The organism is Pseudomonas sp. PGPR N4, from assembly GCF_059693665.1.
Window position 1 is genome coordinate 202539 of the sequence record NZ_JCAUKV010000006.1, and the last position, 21018, is coordinate 223556.

Consider the following 21018-nt stretch of genomic DNA (forward strand, 5'->3'; position numbering starts at 1 on the left):
CTGGAGGTTTCATATGTTCATCAACGTGTCCGACGACTCGATCAGCGTCAACAGCCAGTGGCAACGGGCAGACTTGGCGCTGATTGGCGAGATCGCCCGTTACCCGGTCGCCCTGATCGGTGACGTTCTGCAGCGCATGGGCATGATGGCTTCGGCCATCCGCCATACCGCTGGCAAGCCGAGTTTTTTCGGCACCATCCTGCCGCTCAATACTCGCGAGGGTGACAACCTGGCGATCCACCGAGCCCTCGACGAAGCGCAGCCCGGCGATGTGCTGGTGATCAATGGCAACAGCGAGGTCAACCGCTCGGTGTTCGGCGATCTGCTTGGCGAGATCTGCCTGGCCCGGCAAGTGGCGGCGGTGGTCATCGACGGCGCCGTGCGCGATGTGGCAGAACTCGACAGCATGGGTTTGCCGGTCTATGCCCGCGCGGTCAACCCCGCAGGGCCGTCGAAATGGGGCCCGGGCCAGGTCGGCATCGCCGTGGCGTGCGGCAATGTCGTGTGCCATCCGGGCGATGCGATAATTGGCGACCGCGACGGCATCATCGTCATCCCGCGCAGCCGTCTCGCCTCGCTGGCCGAGCAGGTGAAGCTGCAGGACGGTTACGAGAACAGCTTTCGCGACAAGGTGCGGGCAAGCGTGCGCTGAGCGCCGGTCGGGTAGCAGCCTAGGCACTGCTGCCCGACATTTCCCCTCTGCGATGCTCATCACCCCGGCTGCCCCCAGACCAGCTCCCTCGTCCGTTGCGCAAACAGCCTGCCTTGAGCCTCGCTCCGGGCCGGTGCTACCATGCCCGATCCCTCCTAGAGGCGCCCTTTCCGAGGAAGATCCCTGCAATGAGCACCATTCGCGAGCGCAACAAGGAACTGATCCTGCGCGCGGCCAGCGAGGAATTCGCCGACAAGGGCTTCGCCGCCACCAAAACCAGCGACATTGCGGCCAAGGCGGGTTTGCCCAAGCCGAACGTCTACTACTACTTCAAATCCAAGGACAACCTCTACCGCGAGGTGCTCGAGAGCATCATCGCGCCGATCATGCAGGCATCGACGCCGTTCAATGCCGACGGTGATCCGAAAGAAGTGCTGAGTGCCTACATCCGCTCGAAGATCCGCATCTCGCGTGATCTACCCCATGCCTCGAAGGTGTTCGCCAGCGAGATCATGCACGGCGCGCCGCACCTTTCGCCGAGCCAGGTCGAGCAGCTCAACGAGCAGGCCCGGCACAATATCGAGTGCATCCAGCGCTGGATTGAGCGCAAACAGATCGCCCCGGTCGATGCCCATCACCTGATGTTCAGCATCTGGGCGGCGACCCAGACTTACGCCGACTTCGATTGGCAGATCGCCGCCGTCACCGGCAAGGCCAAGCTCGCCGACAGTGATTACGAGGCCGCTGCGCAAACGATCATTCGGCTCGTGCTCAAGGGCTGTGAGCCAGAGCTGGCTTGAGCTGAGTCAGAAAGGGCCGCAGCGCGGCCCTGGGTGCAGTGATCAGGCCGCGACACCGGCATCTGCGGTCAGGCCCGCCGCTTCGATGGCGCTGATTGCGCACTGTTCATCGATATCCGAAGTATCGCCGCTGATCCCCACCGCACCCAGCACCCTGCCCTGCTGATCACGAATCAGCACGCCCCCTGGCGCCGGCACCACCGGCCGCTCGCCCAAACCATTCAATGCGGCAAAAAACGCCGGTCGCTGCTGCGCATCCAACGCCAGCAGACGCGAGCCCTTGCCCAGGGCAATTGCACCCCAGGCCTTGCCAGTCGCTACCTGCGGGCGCAGCAGGCTGGCGCCGTCTTCACGCTGCAAGGTCAGCAGATGCCCGCCGGCATCCAGCACCGCCACTGTCAGCGGCGCAGCGTTGATCTTGCGGCCTGCGGCCAGCGCGGCGTTCACCAGGCTGACAGCGACTTTGAGGGTCAAAGTAGTCATGGAAAGGTCCTCTTCTTGTTGTGAGAAGCCCTGAGGGCAGTTGAAATCCAATGGCATAAATAGAACACAACTACGATTATCTTTGTATACAATATTTTTAGACGATCGTGCACGATCAGACGAAACGCCGTTTTCACGGGCATTCCGACCGAAGCGTTTGCTGCCGACGAAAATGGATTGACCTAGGCCACCGAGCGTGAATACACTCTGGCCAAGAGCAAGTTGTATACAATTACAAAATCGATGAGGCACAACCCATGAGCAAAATGAGAGCAATCGATGCAGCCGTTCTGGTCATGCGCCGGGAAGGTGTAGATACCGCATTCGGCATCCCAGGGGCCGCTATCAACCCGCTGTACTCGGCCCTGAAGAAAGTCGGTGGCATCGATCACGTCCTCGCTCGCCACGTCGAAGGTGCCTCGCACATGGCCGAGGGTTACACCCGCGCCAACCCGGGCAACATCGGCGTGTGCATCGGCACTTCCGGCCCAGCCGGTACCGACATGGTCACTGGTCTGTACAGCGCCGCCGCCGACTCCATCCCGATCCTGTGCATTACCGGCCAGGCGCCGCGTGCACGTCTGCACAAAGAAGACTTCCAGGCCGTCGACATCACCAGCATCGTCAAGCCGGTGACCAAGTGGGCAACCACCGTGCTCGAGCCAGGCCAGGTCCCTTACGCATTCCAGAAGGCTTTCTTTGAGATGCGCAGCGGCCGTCCAGGCCCGGTATTGATCGACCTGCCGTTCGACGTGCAGATGGCCGAGATCGAATTCGACATCGACGCCTACGAGCCACTGCAGATCAACAAGCCAGGCGCTACCCGCGTGCAAGCGGAAAAAGCCCTGGCCATGCTCAATGACGCCGAGCGCCCATTGCTGGTGGCCGGTGGCGGCATCATCAATGCCGACGCCAGCGACAAGCTGGTCGAGTTCGCCGAACTGACCGGCGTGCCGGTCATCCCGACCCTGATGGGCTGGGGCACCATCCCGGACGATCACCCGCTGATGGTGGGCATGGTCGGCCTGCAGACCTCGCACCGCTACGGCAACGCGACCCTGCTCAAATCGGACATGGTGTTCGGTATCGGTAACCGCTGGGCCAACCGCCACACCGGTTCTGTCGATGTCTACACCGAAGGCCGCAGCTTCGTTCACGTCGACATCGAACCGACCCAGATCGGCCGCGTGTTCACCCCGGACCTGGGCATCGTTTCCGATGCTGGCAAGGCGCTGGATATGTTCCTGGAAGTGGCCCGCGAGTGGAAAGCCGCCGGCAAGCTCAAGGACCGCAGTGCCTGGTTGGAAGACTGCCAGCAGCGCAAGGCCAGCCTGCAGCGCAAGACCCACTTCGACAACGTGCCGGTCAAGCCGCAGCGCGTCTATGAAGAGATGAACAAGGTATTTGGCAAGGACACCTGCTACATCAGCACCATCGGTCTGTCGCAGATCGCTGGCGCGCAGCTCCTGCACGTGTACAAGCCGCGTCACTGGATCAACTGCGGCCAGGCCGGCCCGCTCGGCTGGACCATCCCGGCGGCCCTCGGTGTGGTCAAGGCCGACCCGCAACGCAAGGTCGTCGCGCTGTCTGGTGACTACGACTTCCAGTTCATGATCGAAGAGCTGGCCGTTGGCGCGCAGTTCAATCTGCCCTACGTCCACGTGCTGGTGAACAACGCCTACCTCGGCCTGATCCGTCAGTCTCAGCGTGGCTTCGAGATGGACTACTGTGTACAACTGGCGTTCGAGAACATCAACTCGACCGAAGCCGGCAGCTACGGCGTCGATCACGTTGCAGTCGTCGAAGGTTTGGGTTGCAAGGCCCTGCGTGTATTCGAGCCAAGCGAAATCGCCCCTGCCCTGCTCAAGGCGCAAAAGATGGCCGAAGAGTTCCGCGTACCGGTCGTGGTTGAAATCATTCTCGAGCGCGTCACCAACATTTCCATGGGCACCGAAATCAACGCGGTCAACGAGTTCGAAGACCTCGCCCTGGTGGGCAACGACGCCCCTACCGCTATTTCGCTGCTCGACTGATTGCCTGACGCCCCCGCGCCGGTTGTGCCGGGGGCTTTCATTTGCAAGGAGATCACCATGCCTCGCTTCGCTGCCAACCTGTCCATGCTGTTTACCGAGCAGGACTTTCTGGCCCGCTTCAAGGCCGCCGCCGACGCTGGCTTCAGCGGTGTCGAATACCTCTTCCCGTACGATTTCAGCGCCGCTGAAATCAAGGCGCAACTGGACGCCAATGGCCTGACCCAGGTGTTGTTCAACCTTCCTGCGGGCGATTGGTCGACAGGTGAGCGCGGGATTGCCTGCCACCCCGACCGCGTCGAAGAATTCCGCGCCGGTGTCGACAAGGCCATCGCCTACGCCAAGGTGCTGGGCAATACCCAGATCAACTGCCTGGCGGGCATTCGCCCACAGGGTCTGGAATGCGCCACCGTGCGCAAGACCTTTGTCGACAACCTCAAGTTTGCCGCCGACAAGTTGCAGGCCGCCGGGATCCGCCTGGTCATGGAAATGATCAACACCCGCGACATCCCTGGCTTCTACCTGAACACCACGCAGCAAGCACTGGACATTCAGACCGAGGTCGCCAGCGCCAACCTGTTCCTGCAGTACGACATCTACCACATGCAGATCATGGAAGGTGACCTGGCGCGCACCATCGAAGCCAACCTGCCGCGGATCAACCACATCCAGCTGGCCGACAACCCTGGCCGCAACGAACCTGGCACCGGTGAGATCAACTACCGCTTCCTGTTCGAGCACCTGGACCGCATCGGCTACAAGGGCTGGGTCGGCGCCGAGTACAAGCCGCTGACCACCACTGAAGCGGGCCTGGGCTGGCTGAAGACGCACAACGCGATCTGATCGGGCTGCGCCTGGTTCATCGAGATTCGACAATTACAAAAGAGGGTATCTCTCATGGCTAAAATCGGTTTTATCGGCACTGGCATCATGGGCAAGCCCATGGCCCAAAACCTGCAAAAAGCAGGTCACAGCCTGTTCGTTTCGACCCATCACGACGCAGCACCGGCTGACCTGATCGCCGCTGGCGCGGTGGCCCTGGCCAATCCGAAGGAAGTGGCTCAGGAAGCTGAATTCATCATCGTCATGGTCCCGGATACCCCGCAGGTCGAAGCTGTCCTGTTCGGTGAAAACGGCGTTGCCGAAGGTGTTGGCCCGAACAAGATCGTCATCGACATGAGCTCGATCTCGCCAACCGCGACCAAAGCCTTTGCCGAGAAGATCAAAGCCACTGGCGCGGCCTATCTGGACGCCCCGGTGTCCGGCGGCGAAGTCGGCGCCAAGGCGGCCACCCTGAGCATCATGGTCGGTGGTTGCCCGAAAGCCTTCGAGCGCACCCTGCCGCTGTTCGAGCTGATGGGCAAGAACATCACCCGCGTCGGCGGTAACGGTGACGGCCAGACCGCCAAGGTCGCCAACCAGATCATCGTCGCGCTGAACATCCAGGCAGTTGGCGAGGCGCTGCTGTTCGCTGCCAAGAACGGCGCGGACCCAGCCAAGGTGCGTGAAGCACTGATGGGCGGTTTCGCTTCGTCGAAGATTCTTGAAGTGCATGCCGAGCGCATGATCAAAGGCACCTTCGATCCAGGCTTCCGCATCAACCTGCACCAGAAGGACCTGAACCTGGCCCTGCAAGGCGCCAAGGAGCTGGGCATCAACCTGCCGAACACCTCCAACGCGCAGCAAGTGTTCAGCACTTGCGTAGCACTGGGTGGCGGCAACTGGGACCACTCGGCATTGATCAAGGGCCTGGAGCACATGGCCAATTTCTCGATCCGCGACGAGAAGTGATCTGAATTGATTTGAATCCGGGGGTTTGCGACGCAGCCCCCAGGGGTCTGTGACCCGCAACCGAGCAACACCCGCCCCTGGTTCAGCCTGCACGGAGGTCGTTCCGGGGGCGTTTTTTTATTACGCATAACAACAAGAATTTTGGGAGCCTGCCATGTCGGTCGATCCGCAACAATTTCTGCGCGAGCTGTTCGACACAGCCATCGCCGCCGCCCACCCAAGCCAGGTCCTCGAAGCCCACCTGCCTGCCGACCGTAGCGGCCGGGTCATCGTTATCGGCGCCGGCAAGGCCGCCGCAGCCATGGCCGAAGTGGTCGAAAAAACCTGGCAAGGTGAAGTCTCCGGGCTGGTCGTGACCCGCTATGGGCACGGCGCCAGCTGCCAGAAAATCGAAGTGGTCGAAGCTGCCCATCCTGTTCCCGATGCCGCCGGCCTGGCCGTGGCCAAGCGCGTGCTGGAGCTGGTCAGCAACCTCACTGAAAGCGACCGGGTGATCTGCCTGCTGTCTGGCGGCGGCTCTGCCCTGCTCGCCCTGCCAGCCGCAGGCCTGTCCCTGGCCGACAAGCAACAGATCAACAAGGCCCTGCTCAAGTCGGGCGCGACCATCGGCGAGATGAACTGCGTGCGCAAGCACCTCTCGGCGATCAAGGGCGGCCGCCTGGCCAAGGCCTGCTGGCCGGCCACGCTGTACACCTATGCCATTTCCGATGTGCCCGGCGACCTCGCCACCGTGATCGCCTCCGGCCCGACGGTGGCCGATCCGAGCACCTCGGCGCAAGCGCTGGCGATCCTCAAACGCTACAACATCGAAGCGCCACAAGCGGTCATCGACTGGCTCAACAACCCGGCTTCGGAAACCGTCAAAGCCGACGACCCGGCCCTGGCCCGCAGCCACTTCCAATTGATCGCCAGGCCCCAGCAGTCGCTGGAGGCGGCAGCCGTGAAAGCCCGCCAGGCCGGCTTCAGCCCGCTGATCCTCGGTGACCTTGAAGGCGAGTCGCGCGAGGTGGCCAAGGTGCATGCCGGCATCGCTCGGCAAATCGTCCAGCACGGCCAGCCGCTGAAGGCGCCCTGCGTGATTCTCTCCGGCGGTGAAACCACCGTGACCGTGCGCGGCAATGGCCGTGGCGGGCGCAACGCGGAGTTTTTGCTCAGCCTCACCGAAAACCTCAAAGGCCTGCCGGGCGTGTATGCCCTGGCCGGCGACACCGACGGCATCGATGGCTCGGAAGACAATGCCGGTGCCAGCATGACCCCGGCCAGCTATGCCCGCGCCGCCGCCCTGGGGCTTTCGGCCAGCGATGAGCTGGACAACAACAATGGCTACGGCTACTTCGCCGCGCTCGACGCCCTGATCGTAACCGAGCCGACCCGTACCAACGTCAACGACTTCCGCGCCATTCTGATTCTCGAGACTGCCCAATCATGACGCCTGATAAAAAAGTCAAAATCCTCGCCACCCTCGGCCCTGCCATCAACGGCATCGACGATGTACGCCAGCTGGTCGCAGCCGGGGTGAATATCTTTCGCCTCAACTTCAGCCACGGCGAGCACGCCGACCACGCCCTGCGCTATCAGTGGATCCGCGAAGTCGAGCAACAGCTGAACTACCCGCTGGGCATCCTCATGGACCTGCAAGGGCCCAAGCTGCGCGTCGGTCGCTTTGCCGAAGGCAAGGTCCAGCTGCAGCGTGGCCAGGCCCTGCGCCTGGACCTGGACAGCACCCCGGGCGACAGCCACCGGGTCAACCTGCCGCACCCGGAAATCATCGCTGCATTGCAGCCAGGCATGGACTTGCTGCTCGACGATGGCAAGCTGCGCCTGCGCGTGACCGCCAAGCATGACGACGCCATCGATACCGAAGTGCTGGCCGGCGGCGAGCTGTCCGACCGCAAGGGTGTCAACGTGCCGCAGGCGGTGCTCGAGTTGAGCCCGCTGACCGAGAAAGACCGCCGCGACCTGGCCTTCGGCCTGGAGCTTGGGGTGGACTGGGTGGCGCTGTCGTTCGTGCAGCGCCCTGAGGACATCATCGAAGCGCGCGAGCTGATCGGCGACCGCGCTTACCTCATGGCCAAGATCGAGAAGCCGTCGGCGGTCGACCAGTTGCAGGCCATCGCCGAGCTGTCCGATGCAATCATGGTTGCCCGTGGCGATCTGGGCGTGGAAGTCCCCGCCGAGAGCGTGCCGCAGATCCAGAAGCACATCATCAACACCTGCCGCCAGCTCGGCCGCCCGGTGGTGGTGGCAACGCAGATGCTCGAGTCGATGCGCTTCTCGCCTGCGCCCACCCGCGCCGAAGTCACCGACGTCGCCAACGCGGTCGCCGAAGGCGCCGATGCGGTGATGCTGTCGGCGGAAACCGCCTCCGGTGACTATCCGCTGGAAGCCGTACAGATGATGAGCAAGATCATCCGCCAGGTGGAAAACGGCCCGGATTACCAGGCACAGCTCGACGTTGGCCGGCCAAGAGCAGAGGCCACCACCTCGGATGCGATCAGCTGTGCAATCCGCCGTATCAGCGGCATTCTGCCGGTGGCGGTGCTGGTCAACTACAGCGAGTCCGGGGCCTCGACCCTGCGCGCCGCCCGCGAACGGCCACGGGCACCGATCCTCAACCTGACGCCAAATCTGGTGACGGCGCGCCGCCTGAGCGTGACTTGGGGCGTGCACTCGGTGGTCAACGACCGCCTGCGCCAGGTCGACGAAATCTGCTCGACCGCACTGGAAATCGCCCAGGCGCAAGGCATGGCCAGCATCGGCGATACGCTGCTGATCACCGCCGGGGTGCCGTTTGGCAAGCCGGGCACGACCAACACGCTGCGCATCGAGACTTTGATCTAGGACCGTATTGGGCTGCTTTGCAGCCTTCGCGGGCAAGCCCGCTCCCACACAAAACCCTGTGGGAGCGGGTTCACCCGCGAAGGCCGCAGAGCGGCCCAAAAGACCAACCGCGGAACCGAGGCCCGAAGAGGCCCACCGCCAACTTCAACCTACTGACTGCCCATGTACACACAAAATTTCGTCACCCCGTGCCCCGACTGGGCCACGGCGCTTCTCAACGGCTTCAGCCAGGTATTGCTGCAGCGTAGCCCGCTGTGCGGCCTGTGTTGTTTGCTCGCCATCCTCCTGACCGCCCCGCAGTTGGTCGGTGGTGCCCTGCTGGGCGCGCTGGCAGGGTTGCTCACGGCGCAGCGGCGCGGCTACGACCGGGCTGATCGCCAGGCCGGCCTGTACAGCTACAACGGCGTCCTGATCGGCATCCTGTTCAGCGCAGTGTTGCCATGGTCAGTGATTCTGCCGCCGCTGATCATCGCCGCCAGTGGCCTGTCGAGCATCCTCGTCCATCAATGGCGCAAACGCGGCGCCTGCCTGCTGCCGGCCTATACCGCACCGTTCGTGCTGCTCGGCTGGGCCGCGCTGCTGGCAGCGCAGCCGTCTGCCGCCGGCACAGCGGTCAGTGCCGAGCCTCTGCAGGCACTGGCGCGTGGCCTGGGCCAGGTGTTTCTGCTGGAGCAGCCGCTGGCGGGGCTGCTGATCGCCATCGGTTTGTTCCTGTCCAATCGCAGCGCTGCACTCTGGGCTTTGTTCGGCTCAGGCCTGGGCGCCTGCGTTGCGCTGCTCATGGGCGATGTCCACAGCGCCGGGATGGGCTTGCTCGGTTTCAATGCCGCGCTGGCGGCACTGGCCTTTTGCGGCCAGCGCGAACGGCCGTGGCTGCCGCTGCTGGCGATCATCCTGGCCATCGCCTTGCAACCGCTGTTCAATCTGCTGCCGGTGGCCGCCTTGACCGCGCCGTTTGTGGCCGCCTGCTGGTTGCTGCACCTGAGCAGCCGCCTGCCGCGCGGGCTGGCGGGCGGTAAGCCACGCCGCTTGCACAGCTGAGGGGCAAGCCCTAGGCTCTGCCCATTGCATAATGGAACGCGCCCCATGAACTCCCCGGCGAGCCTGCGCGAGCGGCTCTACATTCTGGTTTTTCAATCCGACACCACCGCTGGCAGACGCTTCGACAAGACCCTGCTGCTGATCATTCTGGCCAGCCTGGTGGTGGTGATCCTCGACAGTATCGATGAGGTTCACCAGAACTATTCAGGCCTGCTCGCCGCCATCGAGTGGGGCTTTACGGCGATCTTTCTCGCTGAATACCTGACCCGCCTGTACTGCTCGCCCAAGCCGCTGCGCTATGCCTTCAGCTTCTACGGCCTGGTCGATCTGCTGGCCATCGTGCCGGGCATCATCGCCTTGTATTACAGCGACGCCCAGTACCTGCTGATCATCCGCGTGATCCGCATGCTGCGGATCTTCCGCGTGCTCAAGCTGGGCCCGTACCTCAAGCAGGCCAACTACCTGATGAGCGCGCTGCGCGGCAGCAAGCAGAAGATCATCGTGTTTCTGGTCAGCGTATCGACTCTGGTGACCGTGTTCGGCACCTTGATGTACGTGGTCGAAGGGCCCGAGCATGGCTTCACCAGCATCCCCAAAGGCATCTACTGGGCGATCGTCACCCTGACCACCGTGGGCTTTGGCGATATCGTGCCGAAGACGCCGCTGGGCCAGGTGCTGTCGTCACTGGTAATGATCACCGGTTACTCGATCATCGCCGTGCCGACCGGCATCTTCACCGCCGAGCTGGCCAACGCCATGCGTGGCGAACAACTCCAGCACGACTGCCCGACCTGCCGTAAAAACAGCCATGAGCACGGCGCTGCGTTCTGCTCGCGCTGCGGCAATGCGCTGTTCCCCAGGAAGGAATAACCAAAGCGTATTTCGTTCTTTAAACGCTTGGGAAACACCCGCTATAGTCGCAGGCACTCTGCCATTAACTGTTTCAAGAACAAGGATCGCGTCGTGAAAAAACTGTTTACCGCCTCGCTGCTCGCCGCAGGCTTGACCCTGGGCAACCTGGCCCAGGCCGCGCCGACGCTGCTCAACGTTTCCTATGACGTGATGCGCGATTTCTACAAGGACTACAACGCCGCTTTCCAGAAGCACTGGGAAGCCGAGCACAAAGAGAAGATCAACCTGCAGATGTCCTTCGGCGGTTCGAGCAAGCAGGCGCGCTCGGTGATCGATGGCCTGCCGGCTGACGTCATCACCATGAACATGGCCACCGACATCAATGCCCTGGTCGACAACGGCAAGCTGGTCCCGGACAACTGGGTCACGCGCCTGCCAAACAACAGCGCGCCGTTCACCTCGGCCACCGTATTCATCGTGCGCAAAGGCAACCCGAAAGCGCTGAAAGACTGGCCTGACCTGCTCAAGGACGGCGTCCAGGTGATCGTGCCCAACCCCAAGACCTCCGGTAACGGCCGTTACACCTACCTCTCGGCCTGGGGCTACGTGCTGAAAAACGGCGGCGACGAAAACAAAGCCAAGGACTTTGTCGGCAAGCTGTTCAAGCAGGCGCCAGTGCTCGATACCGGCGGCCGGGCGGCTACCACCACGTTCATGACCAACCAGATCGGCGACGTGCTGGTCACCTTTGAAAACGAAGCCGAAATGATCGCCCGCGAATTCGGTCGCGATCAGTTCGAAGTGGTCTACCCAAGCGTATCGGCCGAAGCCGAGCCGCCGGTCACCGTGGTCGACAAGGTGGTCGACAAGAAGGGCACCCGCGCCGCCGCCGAAGAATACCTGAAGTACCTGTGGTCGCCACAAGGCCAGGAAATCGCTGCCAACAACTACCTGCGCCCGCGTGATCCAGCGGTACTGGCCAAGTACACCGACCGCTTCCCGAAAGTCGACTTCCTCTCGGTAGAGAAGACCTTTGGTGACTGGCGCACGGTGCAGAAAACCCACTTCAACGACGGTGGCGTGTTCGACCAGATATACACCGGCCAGTGATCGACTGACGCTTGCCAGAGCAATCCGGGCCAGGCCATGGCCCGGATTGCATCGAACTTCCCTCGCCTTCGGCAATCAGTTCCTTGAGTAACCCCCCACGCCCGCCACGGCCCAAGGAGTACTCCAGTGCTGCGCTTGCTAACCCCGCTACTTCTCAGCCTGTTGCTGAGCACTTCGATCTACGCCGCTGACCCCGCGCCTGCCGAAGCTCCCGCCGAAGAACCTGCTCCGGTGTTGCAGGGTGGCTTGCTGGGTGCCCTGGCCGATGGCCTGGACAGTGCAGCCAAAGACCTCGACCTCGATGCCCATGTGCTGGACACCTGGCGCCTGCGCACCGACCGCGCCAGCAAAGAGGTGGAGCGCCTGGTCGACCGCCACTCGGGGCAAGACGGCCTGCAACTGATCGGCGATTTTGTCCTGCTGACGGTAGCCTGGGCCGCCAGTTTCTCGCTGCTCAGCCTGCTCGGCCGCTGGCTCGCCGCCCGCTGCGCGCGCACCGCCCTGCTGCAACGGCGCAAGCGCCTGCGTGGCTTGCTGAGGTACTTGCTGCCCTATACCTTGCCGGCCCTGGCGAGCTTGCCGCTGACGCTGTATGCCAGCCGCTTTCTCGACCCGTCGATTGCCCGCGCACTCGGCCTGAGCCTGGCCTACGCGACCAGCAGCGGCCTGTTCTCGACGTCGATCATTCTCTGCCTGATCACCCTGTTCGATGCAGGCCACAAACGCCCTGCCGTCGCCGTGATCAGGCAGATGGCACCGCGCGCGTTGTTCATGATCGGCTTTCTCGCGGCCTGGAGCGACGCGCTGACCAGCCCGCAGATCGCTCGCCAGGTCGGCGGCAATATCACCGCCAGCATCGCCGTGATCACCGGCCTGATCGCCACCTTCATCTTTGCCAGCCTGGTCCTGCGCCTGCGCCGGCCGGTGGGTCACCTGATCCGCAACCGCGACCTGCATGATCGCCTGCACCACCGTGCAGTGCAGGAGACCCTGCGGATCTTCTCCAAGCTGTGGTACCTGCCGATCCTGATGATGATTCTGGTCTCGGCGATCAACCTGATCGGTGCCGGCGAAGAGAGCCAGAAAGCCCTGCAGAATGCCCTGCTGACCACCGTGCTGCTGGTGGCCACGCTGTTCCTCAGCACCCTGCTGCAACACCTGCTGGCGTCACGCAAGGTTGATACGCAGCAGAAGGTCCGCCCCTACAAGGAGCTGCTACGCAGCCTCGCCCATGCGCTGTTGCGCATCGCCATGGCGATTACCTTTATCGAGCTGCTCGGGCGCATCTGGGGTTTCTCGGTGATCGACTTTGCCCTGAGCAACCGCCTCGGCCAGGCCATCAGTAACTCAATTTCAAGTATCGGCCTGATCCTGCTGGTGACCTGGCTGCTGTGGGTGGTGCTCGACACCGCCATTCAAGAGGCGCTGAAGCCACCCGTCGGCAAGCGCAGCTCGCGCCAGCCCAGCACTCGCGTGCGCACCATCCTGCCGATGCTGCGTAATGCGGTGAAAGTGATCCTGGTAGTGATCTGCACCATCACCACCATGGCCAACCTGGGCATCAACGTTGCGCCGCTGCTGGCCGGTGCCGGGGTAATTGGCCTGGCCATCGGTTTTGGTTCGCAGCAGTTGGTGCAGGATGTGATCACCGGGCTGTTCATCCTGATCGAAGACACCATTTCGATCGGTGACTGGGTGGTGCTCGACTCCGGCCACGCCGGCACGGTCGAGAGCCTGACCATCCGCACCCTGCGCTTGCGCGACGGCAAGGGCTTCGTCCACTCGGTGCCGTTTGGCCAGATCAAGGCGGTTACCAACCAGTCGCGGCAGTTTGCCTATGCGTTCTTCTCGGTGCAGTTCACCTACGACAGTGACGTCGATCAGTCGCTGGCGTTGATTCACGAAGTGGGCAAGTCGATCAGCGAAGACCCACTGCTGCGGATCAACCTGCAAGGGCCGCTGCAGGTGTTCGGCGTCGACCGTATGGACCTCAACGGGTTCGTCCTGACCGCGCAGTTCCGAACCATCTCCGGTGGCCAGTACGCGGTCAGCCGGGCCTTCAACGAACGCCTGAAAAAGCGCGTCGATCAAACCGACAACGTCGCTTTCGCCCAGGTCTACCCGATGCCCGCCCAGGCCCGCGCATTGCCTGCCTGAACCCTGCCAAGCACTGTCGCCCTCGATGTCGAGGGCGGCAGCTCATAGTTGGCGGAACACCAGCGCCTTCAAGCCACCCTCAGGATCAGCATCGGCAAACTCCGGCGGATTCTGCAGACGCTCGATGAACTGCAAGCCCGGCGCCTGTTCGGCCATGCCCTGGATCAGGAAGTCCGAGCCAATCGCCGGGTCGTTGACACACGCCAGCACCGTGCCGCCTGCGCTGAGCAACTCGGGCAAGCGGCGCAGGATTTTCGCGTAGTCCTGGGTCAGCACAAAGCTGCCGCGCTGGAACGTCGGCGGGTCGATGATGATCAGGTCATACGGCCCGTACTTGCGCACTTTGCCCCATGACTTGAACAGTTCATGACCCAGAAACGCCACCTGGCTCACATCATGGCCATTGAGCCGATGGTTCTCGCGTCCACGCGACAGTGCCGACTTGGCCATGTCCAGATTGACCACCTGAGCAGCGCCGTTGGCGATTGCCGCCACCGAGAAACCGCAGGTATAGGCGAACAGATTGAGTACCCGCTTGCCAGCGGCGTGCTCACGCACCCAGCGCCGGCCATAGCGCATGTCCAGAAACAGACCGTTGTTCTGGCGCACGCCCAGATCGAGCAGGTAGGTCAGGCCGTCTTCGACCACCTCACGCTGCTGCACCGGCTCGCCGAGCAACCACTGGCCGGGGCTGTCGGGCAGGTAACGGTGCTGAATCAAAATCGCCTCGCCGGTCCACAGTGGGCGCTCGACCAGTGCCCGCAGCATCGCCTCGAGCTCAGCCAGCTGGCCCTCGGGTGGCTCGCGGAACAACGCCACCAGCAGCACCCCCTGCAGCCAGTCGACCGTGATCTGCTCAAGCCCTGCCCAGCAGCGGCCACGGCCATGGAACAGGCGCCGGGTTTCCAACGGAGCAGGGTCGAGAGCGGTGAGCAGGTGCTGCTCGAGGGTATCAATCACGGAGGTCATGGGCGCGTCGCTGAGAATCAAAAAAGGGCATTCTACCCGCTTCAACTGCGCTCAGTCGCATGGGCTTGGCGCCGCTTTGCCCGGGGCGCGAAACCACCAGCCTTGTTGCATGCCGGCAGCGGCCAGCAGAATCAACGCCACCCCCAGCCACTGCAACGGCGCCAGCCGATGGCCAAAGGCGAACCAGTCGACCAGGATCGCCGCAATCGGGTAGATGAACGACAGCGCGCCGGTCAATGCAGTCGGCAGACGTTGGATCGCGCAGTACAGCAGCACATACATCAGCCCGGTATGGACGATGCCCAGGGTCAGCAAACTGGCCAGCGGCGGCAGTTCAGCGGGCAACCCACCAAGCTTGACCCACGGCGCCAACAGGAAGATGCCGGTGCTGACCTGGATCAGCGCGATCAAGTGCGGCGGCGTACCGCTCAGGCGCTTGATGATCAACGCCGCAACTGCGTACAGCAACGCCGCCCCAAGTGCCAGGGCAATCCCCAGCAGATAGTCGCTGCCACTGCTCTGGCCGTTGCCATGGGCACTGACGATGGCCAGCATGCCGACGAACGCCACCCCCAGCCAGCTCAGTTTGGCCAGGGTGATCTTCTCGCCGAGAAACACCGCAGCCAGGCCGACCAACAGAAACGGCTGCACGTTGTATACTGCAGTACCGATGGCAATCGACGCCCGCGAATACGAGGCGAACAGCAGCACCCAGTTACCGACGATGGCCACCCCGCTGACAATCGCCAGCAACACGGCGCCGCGGCTGATCACGCCGGACTTGAGCAGGCCCAGGCTCGCACAGATCACCAGTAACGCCCCCGCGCCGAACACACAGCGCCAGAACACCACCTCCAGCACCGGTTGCCCGGACACCAGTACGAACCAGCCAATCGTCCCGGAAATAAGCATGGCAACGATCATTTCCAGCGAACCACGGCGTATTGAACTGTCCATCGGCCACCTCCGTTGATGATGTCAACAGTATGACGAGGGCAAGCTGCCGCCTTCCAGCGGATAACCAAGGCAAAAATCGCCATTCACCTTTACGATCAAGGCAAATCAGAAGCTTTGCCTAACGAGGTACTTATGACCGATGCCATCGACCAACTCCTGATCACCGCCCTGATGGAGGATTCGCGCCGCTCGCTCAAGGCGTTGGCGCAGATCAGCGGGCTTTCGGCGCCCAGCGTCAGCGAGCGGCTGCGCCGGCTGGAAGAGCGCGGCGTGCTCCGCGGTTACACCGTCGAGATCGACCCGCGCTGTTTCGGCTATCAGTTGCAGGCGATTGTGCGCATCCGCCCACTGCCCGGCCAACTGCAGGAAGTCGAGCGCCAGATCATCGCGATTGCCGAGTTCACCGAGTGCGACAAGGTGACCGGCGAGGACTGCTTTATCGCCCGCCTGCATGTGCGCTCGATGGAGCAACTGGACAGCTTGCTCGACCGCATCAATGTCCTGGCCGAAACCAACACCGCGATCATCAAGAAGAGCCCGGTGAAACGCCGCCTGCCGCCGATGGCCGAGTGAGCGGCTTTCCTGCAGACCGGCACAGCCAGATCGTGCTGTTTATTTTTTGTACACAGGATTGTCACCTAAGGTGCCATTTTTGTGTGCACTTCTGGGAAGCGCAGCACCAAGACGTTACACGCACGGCGCGAGATAATTTGACCGATTGATCAGTAATGTAAGTTGGTAAAAAATTTAACTTGTTCAATCAGTCAACTTATAAACAAATTAATTCAGTCAGTTAGAGATTTAAATAAAGAGTTCACGGAACAGTAAATTGTGAACTTGCACACCCGATGGCATGGAACTGGCTTTGCTGTGCTTGTGTTTTGTATACAACTTGAACAAAACCTAAATACACAACAACGCGCAGCGCCTGCCCCAAGCAGGCCGCAGCCTCCAGAACCCAGTGATGCCAAGGTTCAGCCGTGACCAGACGAGACCGTGCACTCTCGCCCCTCACTGCAACCTGCGCATCAGGAGCCGCCGGAATGAGTAGCAGCCTCGACCTTGCCCCTGAACTATCCGTCGCCAGCACCGCCCAGCCGTCAACCTTGACCGGCGCATCGCCGGCCCTCGAACTCAGCCCGCGCCTGCACAACCGCGACCTCGCGCCGACCCGTCTCGAGGGCCGACGCTGGGGCGGTTACAGCATCTTCGCGCTGTGGACCAACGATGTGCACAACATCGCCAACTACTCGTTCGCCATGGGCCTGTTCGCGCTCGGCCTGGGTGGCTGGCAGATTCTCCTGTCGCTGGCGATCGGCGCAGTGCTGGTGTACTTCTTCATGAACCTGTCTGGCTACATGGGGCAGAAGACGGGTGTGCCCTTCCCGGTCATCAGCCGCATCGCCTTCGGCATCCACGGCGCACAGTTGCCGGCATTGATTCGCGCCGTGATCGCCATCGCCTGGTTCGGTATCCAGACCTATCTCGCCTCGGTGGTACTGCGGGTATTGCTCACCGCCATCTGGCCGCAGGTGGCCGCATACGATCAAGACAGCATCCTTGGCCTGTCGAGCCTGGGCTGGGTGTGCTTCGTCGCGATCTGGCTGGTGCAGCTGGTGATCCTTGCCTACGGCATGGAAATGGTGCGCCGCTATGAAGGCTTCGCCGGCCCAGTGATTCTGCTGACAGTCGCGAGCCTGGCCGGTTGGATGTACTTCCAGGCCGACACACGCATCGCCTGGTCGGTGGCCGAGCCGCTGACCGGATACGAAATGTGGCGCAATATCTTTGCCGGTGGCGCCTTGTGGCTGGCGATCTACGGCACCCTGGTGCTGAACTTCTGCGACTTCGCCCGCTCATCGCCGTGCCGCAAGACCATCCGCGTCGGCAACTTCTGGGGCCTGCCAGTGAACATCCTGGTGTTCGCGGTGATCACCGTGGTGCTCAGCGGTGCACAGTTCAAGATCAATGGCCACATCATCGACAGCCCCACCCAGATCGTTGCGACCATCCCTAATACGCTGTTTCTGGTACTGGGTTGCCTGGCGTTCCTGATCGTCACCGTCGCGGTGAACATCATGGCCAACTTCGTCGCCCCTGCATTTGTCCTGAGCAACCTCGCCCCGCGCCACCTGAACTTCCGCCGCGCCGGCCTGATCAGCGCCACGCTGGCGGTACTGATCCTGCCGTGGAACCTCTACAACAGCCCACTGGTGATCGTCTACTTCCTGTCCGGCCTGGGCGCCCTGCTCGGCCCGCTGTATGGGGTGATCATGGCCGACTACTGGTTGCTGCGCAAAGGCCAGATCAACGTGCCTGAGCTGTACAGCGAGAACCCGGCTGGCGCCTATCACTACACCCGCGGCATCAACTGGCGGGCGATGGCGGCCTTCGCGCCGGCGGCGCTGCTGGCCATCATCCTTGCGCTGGTACCCAACTTCCACGGCGTGGCGCCGTTCTCCTGGTTGATCGGTGCGGGCATCGCGGCTGCGCTGTACCTGCTGATTGCCCCGCGCAATCGCCAATACCACGACGTCAGCGGCGAGTGCATCGCCGTCGACCACAGCAGCCATTGATCAAGGAAGAATCTGCATGCGCATTCTTATCGTCAACGTCAACACTACCGCAGCCATCACCGAGGCTATTGCCGAGCAAGCCTGCAGCGTCGCCGCGCCAGGCACCGAGATCGTCGGTCTGACGCCGTACTTTGGCGCCGAGTCGGTGGAGGGCAATTTCGAAAGTTATCTGGCGGCCATCGCCGTGATGGACCGCGTGCTGGCTTACGACCAGCCCTATGATGCGGTGATCCAGGCAGGCTACGGCGAGCATGGCCGCGAGGGGCTGCAGGAGCTGCTCGATGTGCCAGTGGTAGACATCACTGACGCCGCCGCCAGCACCGCCATGTACCTCGGCCACGCCTACTCGGTGGTAACTACCCTGGACCGCACCGTACCGCTGATCGAAGATCGCCTGAAACTCTCCGGGCTGTATGACCGCTGCGCCTCGGTACGGGCCAGTGGCCTGGCGGTGCTGGAGCTTGAAGAGGACCCTCAGCGGGCAGTGGATGCCATCGTCGAACAGGCCGAACGCGCTGTACGCGACGACAAAGCCGAGGTGATCTGCCTTGGTTGCGGCGGCATGGCCGGCCTCGACGAGCAGATTCGCCAGCGCACCGGGGTGCCGGTGGTGGATGGTGTCAGCGCTGCGGTAACCATTGCCGAGTCGCTGGTGCGGCTTGGCCTGAGCACCTCCAAGGTACGCACCTACGCGACCCCGCGGGTGAAAAAAGTCGTCGGCTGGCCAATGCGCCTGGGCCGCTGATCAGCCCTGCCCGGCTCAGGTCGGGCAGGCCTTGTTGCCACCATCCAGACCCTGACGCACGTTACGGCTGAGCATGCTCGCCTTGCCGTCGTGCCAGGTCAGGGTAATCACATACAAACTGTCGAAATCCTCGTTGCTCCAGTCCTCGGTGATGACTCGCTCGTCACCCAGGGCCTTGCCGGCCACGGCATTGATCAGATCAGGCAGGTAACCGTGCGACCAGGCGGTGTAGACGGTGGCGTTGCGGTACTTGTCGGTCAGCAACTCATCGGCCAGCTCGTCGTAGTCATTGGCGCCGAAGTCGATATTGACCGGCAGACCGAGGCGAATGGCGCTGGGGCTGATGGTCATCAGCGGGCGAATGTAGCTGTAGCGCTGGTCCTGGCTACCCTCTTCGACGTGCCGCGAGGGGTTGGCAGCGAAGACATAATCGGCATCGCCGAACCGCTCCGGCAGCACACTGGCCAACTCGATGGCCCGATTCAGACCCTGGCAATTCAGCTGGCCAAGACCTTCGCCAGGCTTCTCTGCGTGGCGCAGAAACACCAGAGTCTGGGTGCCATCGACCGGCTCTTCATGGTTGTGCACCACGGCATAGGTCAGGGGCACCAGGACTGCCGCAAACGCAGTGGCAAGGTAGAGATGACGGCGTCGCAAGGACTGCAGCAACTTCATGGCGATGGACTCATCCGACAAAAGAAGGAAGGCGTCCGTGCCTGCATTTCGTGATCATCTGCACAGGCTGGCGAGCCAGCCGTGCAAGCGGGATCATCTTGACCTAGAAATGTGAACGAAATTCATTCGCCGGGGCAAACTTGCCGGGTGAAGTTGTTACAGTTTCAGTCGTCGCGGGTCAGCACTTCGAGCAATTCGATCTCGAAGGTCAGGTCGGAATTGACCGGAATCGCGCCGACGCTGCGCTCGCCGTAGGCCAGGTGCGCCGGCACCTGCAGCTTGCGCTTGCCGCCGACACGCATGCCCATCAGGCCCTGATCCCAGCCTTTGATCACCCGGCCGCTGCCGATCACGCACTGGAACGGCTTACCGCGCGACCAGGAGGAATCAAACTCGCTGCCATCGGCCAGCCAGCCGGTGTACTGGGTGGTGATCAATGCGCCCTTGACCACAGCCTTGCCGTCGCCTTCGAGCAGGTCGGTGATCTGTAATTCGTTGTTCATGAAGCTCCTTGGGAAAGCTGCGCTGCACTCAGATGAACACGCTGCCCTTGAGGTACAGCGCGCCGTGGCCGCTGATGATAACCCGGCCGTTGCCGAGCACCTCACAGTGCAACTGGCCTTTGCGCGCACCGCCCTGCTCGCAGCGCAGGCTGCTTTGCTCCAGACGCTGCGCCCAGTACGGTGCCAGCGAAGTGTGCGCCGACCCGGTCACCGGGTCTTCGTTGACGCCCACCCGAGGGCCGAACCAGCGGGTGACGAAGTCAAAGCCGCGGCCCGGCGCAGTCACCGCAATACCGCGCACATCGAAGGCTGCCAACGCGGCGAAGTCCGGGCGCAGGGTCTCGATCAACGACACGTCGTCAATCGCCACCAGGTAGTCATCGCTGCGGTACACCTCACGTGCGCTGTCAAGACCGAGCGCCTCCAGCAAGCCTGGCGGGGTCGCTACCGGCTGCGGCTGCTTGGCCGGAAAGTCCATTTCCAGCATGCCGTCAGCGCCACGGCTGACCCGCAGCTCGCCGCTGCGGGTACTGAAGCGCAGCACCTCAGCCTGCTCGCCAAGTTGCTCGAACAACACCCAGGCCGAGGCCAGGGTGGCGTGCCCGCACAGGTCGACTTCCACCGTCGGGGTAAACCAACGCAGCTGGTAGCCGTCGCCGTGCTTGACGAAGTAGGCAGTCTCGGACAGGTTGTTCTCTTCGGCGATGCGCTGCAGGGTGGCATCGTCCAGCCACTGCTCCAGCGGGATCACTGCTGCCGCGTTACCGCCGAAAGGTTTGCTGGAAAAAGCGTCTACCTGAAAGATCTCGAGTTGCATGCAATAAGCTCCACTGTCC

20 protein-coding genes are annotated in these 21018 nt (G+C 62.6%); 14 read left to right on the plus strand and 6 right to left on the minus strand.

All coding sequences use genetic code 11. From position 1 onward, the window contains the following. Nucleotides 1-13 precede the first annotated feature (13 nt). A complete protein-coding gene (locus AC58X1_RS21035; RefSeq protein WP_101317975.1) occupies nt 14-652 on the plus strand; it encodes an RraA family protein in 639 nt (212 codons plus the stop codon). 188 nt (nt 653-840) lie between these two features. Beyond that, complete coding sequence (locus tag AC58X1_RS21040) at nt 841-1452, plus strand: TetR/AcrR family transcriptional regulator (protein WP_101317973.1); 612 nt, start codon at nt 841-843, stop codon at nt 1450-1452. A 42-nt stretch (nt 1453-1494) separates the two neighbouring features. On the opposite strand, the gene AC58X1_RS21045 is transcribed toward AC58X1_RS21040, so the two are convergent. Continuing rightward, entirely contained in the window at nt 1495-1935 is a 441-nt protein-coding gene (locus tag AC58X1_RS21045; protein ID WP_101317970.1) for a GlcG/HbpS family heme-binding protein, read from the minus strand. Nucleotides 1936-2192: 257 nt separating this feature from the next. Between AC58X1_RS21045 and gcl the strand changes: the two genes are divergently transcribed. The 9 genes from gcl to AC58X1_RS21090 all read left to right on the plus strand — a co-directional run bounded on the left by gcl (nt 2193) and on the right by AC58X1_RS21090 (nt 13757). Next, the gene (gene gcl / locus AC58X1_RS21050; protein ID WP_150572697.1) at nt 2193-3968 is read left to right on the plus strand and encodes a glyoxylate carboligase; all 1776 of its coding nucleotides are present in this window, start codon (nt 2193-2195) and stop codon (nt 3966-3968) included. A 57-nt stretch (nt 3969-4025) separates the two neighbouring features. After that, nucleotides 4026-4808, plus strand: a complete 783-nt coding sequence (gene hyi, locus AC58X1_RS21055; protein WP_103436688.1) for a hydroxypyruvate isomerase — start codon at nt 4026-4028, stop codon at nt 4806-4808. A 54-nt stretch (nt 4809-4862) separates the two neighbouring features. Continuing rightward, nucleotides 4863-5756, plus strand: a complete 894-nt coding sequence (locus tag AC58X1_RS21060) for a 2-hydroxy-3-oxopropionate reductase (protein ID WP_101317964.1) — start codon at nt 4863-4865, stop codon at nt 5754-5756. Nucleotides 5757-5910: 154 nt separating this feature from the next. After that, on the plus strand, nt 5911-7185 hold the full coding sequence (locus tag AC58X1_RS21065) for a glycerate kinase type-2 family protein (RefSeq protein ID WP_401179919.1): 1275 nt from the start codon (nt 5911-5913) through the stop codon (nt 7183-7185). Then, a complete protein-coding gene (gene pyk, locus AC58X1_RS21070; RefSeq protein WP_181107618.1) occupies nt 7182-8597 on the plus strand; it encodes a pyruvate kinase in 1416 nt (471 codons plus the stop codon). Before AC58X1_RS21065 ends, pyk begins: the two co-directional genes overlap by 4 nt. Nucleotides 8598-8759: 162 nt before the next feature. After that, nucleotides 8760-9638: an urea transporter gene (locus AC58X1_RS21075; protein WP_150572700.1), complete on the plus strand. Its 879-nt coding sequence runs from the start codon at nt 8760-8762 to the stop codon at nt 9636-9638. 45 nt (nt 9639-9683) lie between these two features. After that, nucleotides 9684-10508, plus strand: coding sequence for an ion transporter (locus tag AC58X1_RS21080; RefSeq protein WP_497429416.1), 825 nt, complete (start codon nt 9684-9686; stop codon nt 10506-10508). Between the two features lie 93 nt (nt 10509-10601). Beyond that, nucleotides 10602-11600, plus strand: a complete 999-nt coding sequence (locus AC58X1_RS21085; protein WP_150569750.1) for a sulfate ABC transporter substrate-binding protein — start codon at nt 10602-10604, stop codon at nt 11598-11600. Nucleotides 11601-11726: 126 nt separating this feature from the next. Next, nucleotides 11727-13757 carry a mechanosensitive ion channel family protein gene (locus AC58X1_RS21090; RefSeq protein ID WP_497429417.1) on the plus strand — a complete coding sequence of 677 codons (2031 nt, stop codon included), beginning with the start codon at nt 11727-11729 and terminating at the stop codon, nt 13755-13757. Between the two features lie 42 nt (nt 13758-13799). Here AC58X1_RS21090 and AC58X1_RS21095 read toward each other — a convergent pair whose 3' ends face one another. Both AC58X1_RS21095 and AC58X1_RS21100 read right to left on the minus strand, forming a co-directional pair. Next, entirely contained in the window at nt 13800-14726 is a 927-nt protein-coding gene (locus AC58X1_RS21095) for a class I SAM-dependent methyltransferase (protein WP_497429418.1), read from the minus strand. A gap of 51 nt (nt 14727-14777) precedes the next feature. Continuing rightward, nucleotides 14778-15683 (minus strand): DMT family transporter, encoded by a 906-nt coding sequence (locus AC58X1_RS21100; protein WP_497429419.1) that lies wholly within the window; start codon nt 15681-15683, stop codon nt 14778-14780. A 132-nt stretch (nt 15684-15815) separates the two neighbouring features. Between AC58X1_RS21100 and AC58X1_RS21105 the strand changes: the two genes are divergently transcribed. The 3 genes from AC58X1_RS21105 to AC58X1_RS21115 all read left to right on the plus strand — a co-directional run bounded on the left by AC58X1_RS21105 (nt 15816) and on the right by AC58X1_RS21115 (nt 19004). Further along, on the plus strand, nt 15816-16256 hold the full coding sequence (locus AC58X1_RS21105) for an Lrp/AsnC family transcriptional regulator (RefSeq protein WP_101317946.1): 441 nt from the start codon (nt 15816-15818) through the stop codon (nt 16254-16256). Nucleotides 16257-16726: 470 nt separating this feature from the next. Next, on the plus strand, nt 16727-18259 hold the full coding sequence (locus AC58X1_RS21110; protein WP_101317944.1) for an NCS1 family nucleobase:cation symporter-1: 1533 nt from the start codon (nt 16727-16729) through the stop codon (nt 18257-18259). 16 nt (nt 18260-18275) lie between these two features. Beyond that, the gene (locus AC58X1_RS21115; RefSeq protein WP_497429420.1) at nt 18276-19004 is read left to right on the plus strand and encodes an aspartate/glutamate racemase family protein; all 729 of its coding nucleotides are present in this window, start codon (nt 18276-18278) and stop codon (nt 19002-19004) included. A 15-nt stretch (nt 19005-19019) separates the two neighbouring features. Here AC58X1_RS21115 and AC58X1_RS21120 read toward each other — a convergent pair whose 3' ends face one another. From AC58X1_RS21120 to AC58X1_RS21130, 3 genes are all read right to left on the minus strand, one after another. After that, the gene (locus AC58X1_RS21120) at nt 19020-19679 is read right to left on the minus strand and encodes a histidine phosphatase family protein (RefSeq protein ID WP_150572706.1); all 660 of its coding nucleotides are present in this window, start codon (nt 19677-19679) and stop codon (nt 19020-19022) included. A 164-nt stretch (nt 19680-19843) separates the two neighbouring features. Next, nucleotides 19844-20182 carry an FKBP-type peptidyl-prolyl cis-trans isomerase gene (locus AC58X1_RS21125; protein WP_101317938.1) on the minus strand — a complete coding sequence of 113 codons (339 nt, stop codon included), beginning with the start codon at nt 20180-20182 and terminating at the stop codon, nt 19844-19846. 28 nt (nt 20183-20210) lie between these two features. Beyond that, nucleotides 20211-20999, minus strand: a complete 789-nt coding sequence (locus tag AC58X1_RS21130) for a PhzF family phenazine biosynthesis protein (RefSeq protein ID WP_220633304.1) — start codon at nt 20997-20999, stop codon at nt 20211-20213. Between the last annotated feature and the right edge of the window lie 19 nt (nt 21000-21018).

Bases quoted from the DNA above. Each gene is read 5' to 3' on its own strand.
- AC58X1_RS21035 (WP_101317975.1), top strand. From the start codon at position 14: ATGTTCATCAACGTGTCCGACGACTCGATCAGCGTCAACAGCCAGTGG.
- AC58X1_RS21040 (WP_101317973.1), top strand. From the start codon at position 841: ATGAGCACCATTCGCGAGCGCAACAAGGAACTGATCCTGCGCGCGGCC.
- AC58X1_RS21045 (WP_101317970.1), bottom strand. From the start codon at position 1,935: ATGACTACTTTGACCCTCAAAGTCGCTGTCAGCCTGGTGAACGCCGCG.
- gcl (WP_150572697.1), top strand. From the start codon at position 2,193: ATGAGCAAAATGAGAGCAATCGATGCAGCCGTTCTGGTCATGCGCCGG.
- hyi (WP_103436688.1), top strand. From the start codon at position 4,026: ATGCCTCGCTTCGCTGCCAACCTGTCCATGCTGTTTACCGAGCAGGAC.
- AC58X1_RS21060 (WP_101317964.1), top strand. From the start codon at position 4,863: ATGGCTAAAATCGGTTTTATCGGCACTGGCATCATGGGCAAGCCCATG.
- AC58X1_RS21065 (WP_401179919.1), top strand. From the start codon at position 5,911: ATGTCGGTCGATCCGCAACAATTTCTGCGCGAGCTGTTCGACACAGCC.
- pyk (WP_181107618.1), top strand. From the start codon at position 7,182: ATGACGCCTGATAAAAAAGTCAAAATCCTCGCCACCCTCGGCCCTGCC.
- AC58X1_RS21075 (WP_150572700.1), top strand. From the start codon at position 8,760: ATGTACACACAAAATTTCGTCACCCCGTGCCCCGACTGGGCCACGGCG.
- AC58X1_RS21080 (WP_497429416.1), top strand. From the start codon at position 9,684: ATGAACTCCCCGGCGAGCCTGCGCGAGCGGCTCTACATTCTGGTTTTT.
- AC58X1_RS21095 (WP_497429418.1), bottom strand. From the start codon at position 14,726: ATGACCTCCGTGATTGATACCCTCGAGCAGCACCTGCTCACCGCTCTC.
- AC58X1_RS21100 (WP_497429419.1), bottom strand. From the start codon at position 15,683: ATGGACAGTTCAATACGCCGTGGTTCGCTGGAAATGATCGTTGCCATG.
- AC58X1_RS21105 (WP_101317946.1), top strand. From the start codon at position 15,816: ATGACCGATGCCATCGACCAACTCCTGATCACCGCCCTGATGGAGGAT.
- AC58X1_RS21110 (WP_101317944.1), top strand. From the start codon at position 16,727: ATGAGTAGCAGCCTCGACCTTGCCCCTGAACTATCCGTCGCCAGCACC.
- AC58X1_RS21115 (WP_497429420.1), top strand. From the start codon at position 18,276: ATGCGCATTCTTATCGTCAACGTCAACACTACCGCAGCCATCACCGAG.
- AC58X1_RS21120 (WP_150572706.1), bottom strand. From the start codon at position 19,679: ATGAAGTTGCTGCAGTCCTTGCGACGCCGTCATCTCTACCTTGCCACT.
- AC58X1_RS21125 (WP_101317938.1), bottom strand. From the start codon at position 20,182: ATGAACAACGAATTACAGATCACCGACCTGCTCGAAGGCGACGGCAAG.
- AC58X1_RS21130 (WP_220633304.1), bottom strand. From the start codon at position 20,999: ATGCAACTCGAGATCTTTCAGGTAGACGCTTTTTCCAGCAAACCTTTC.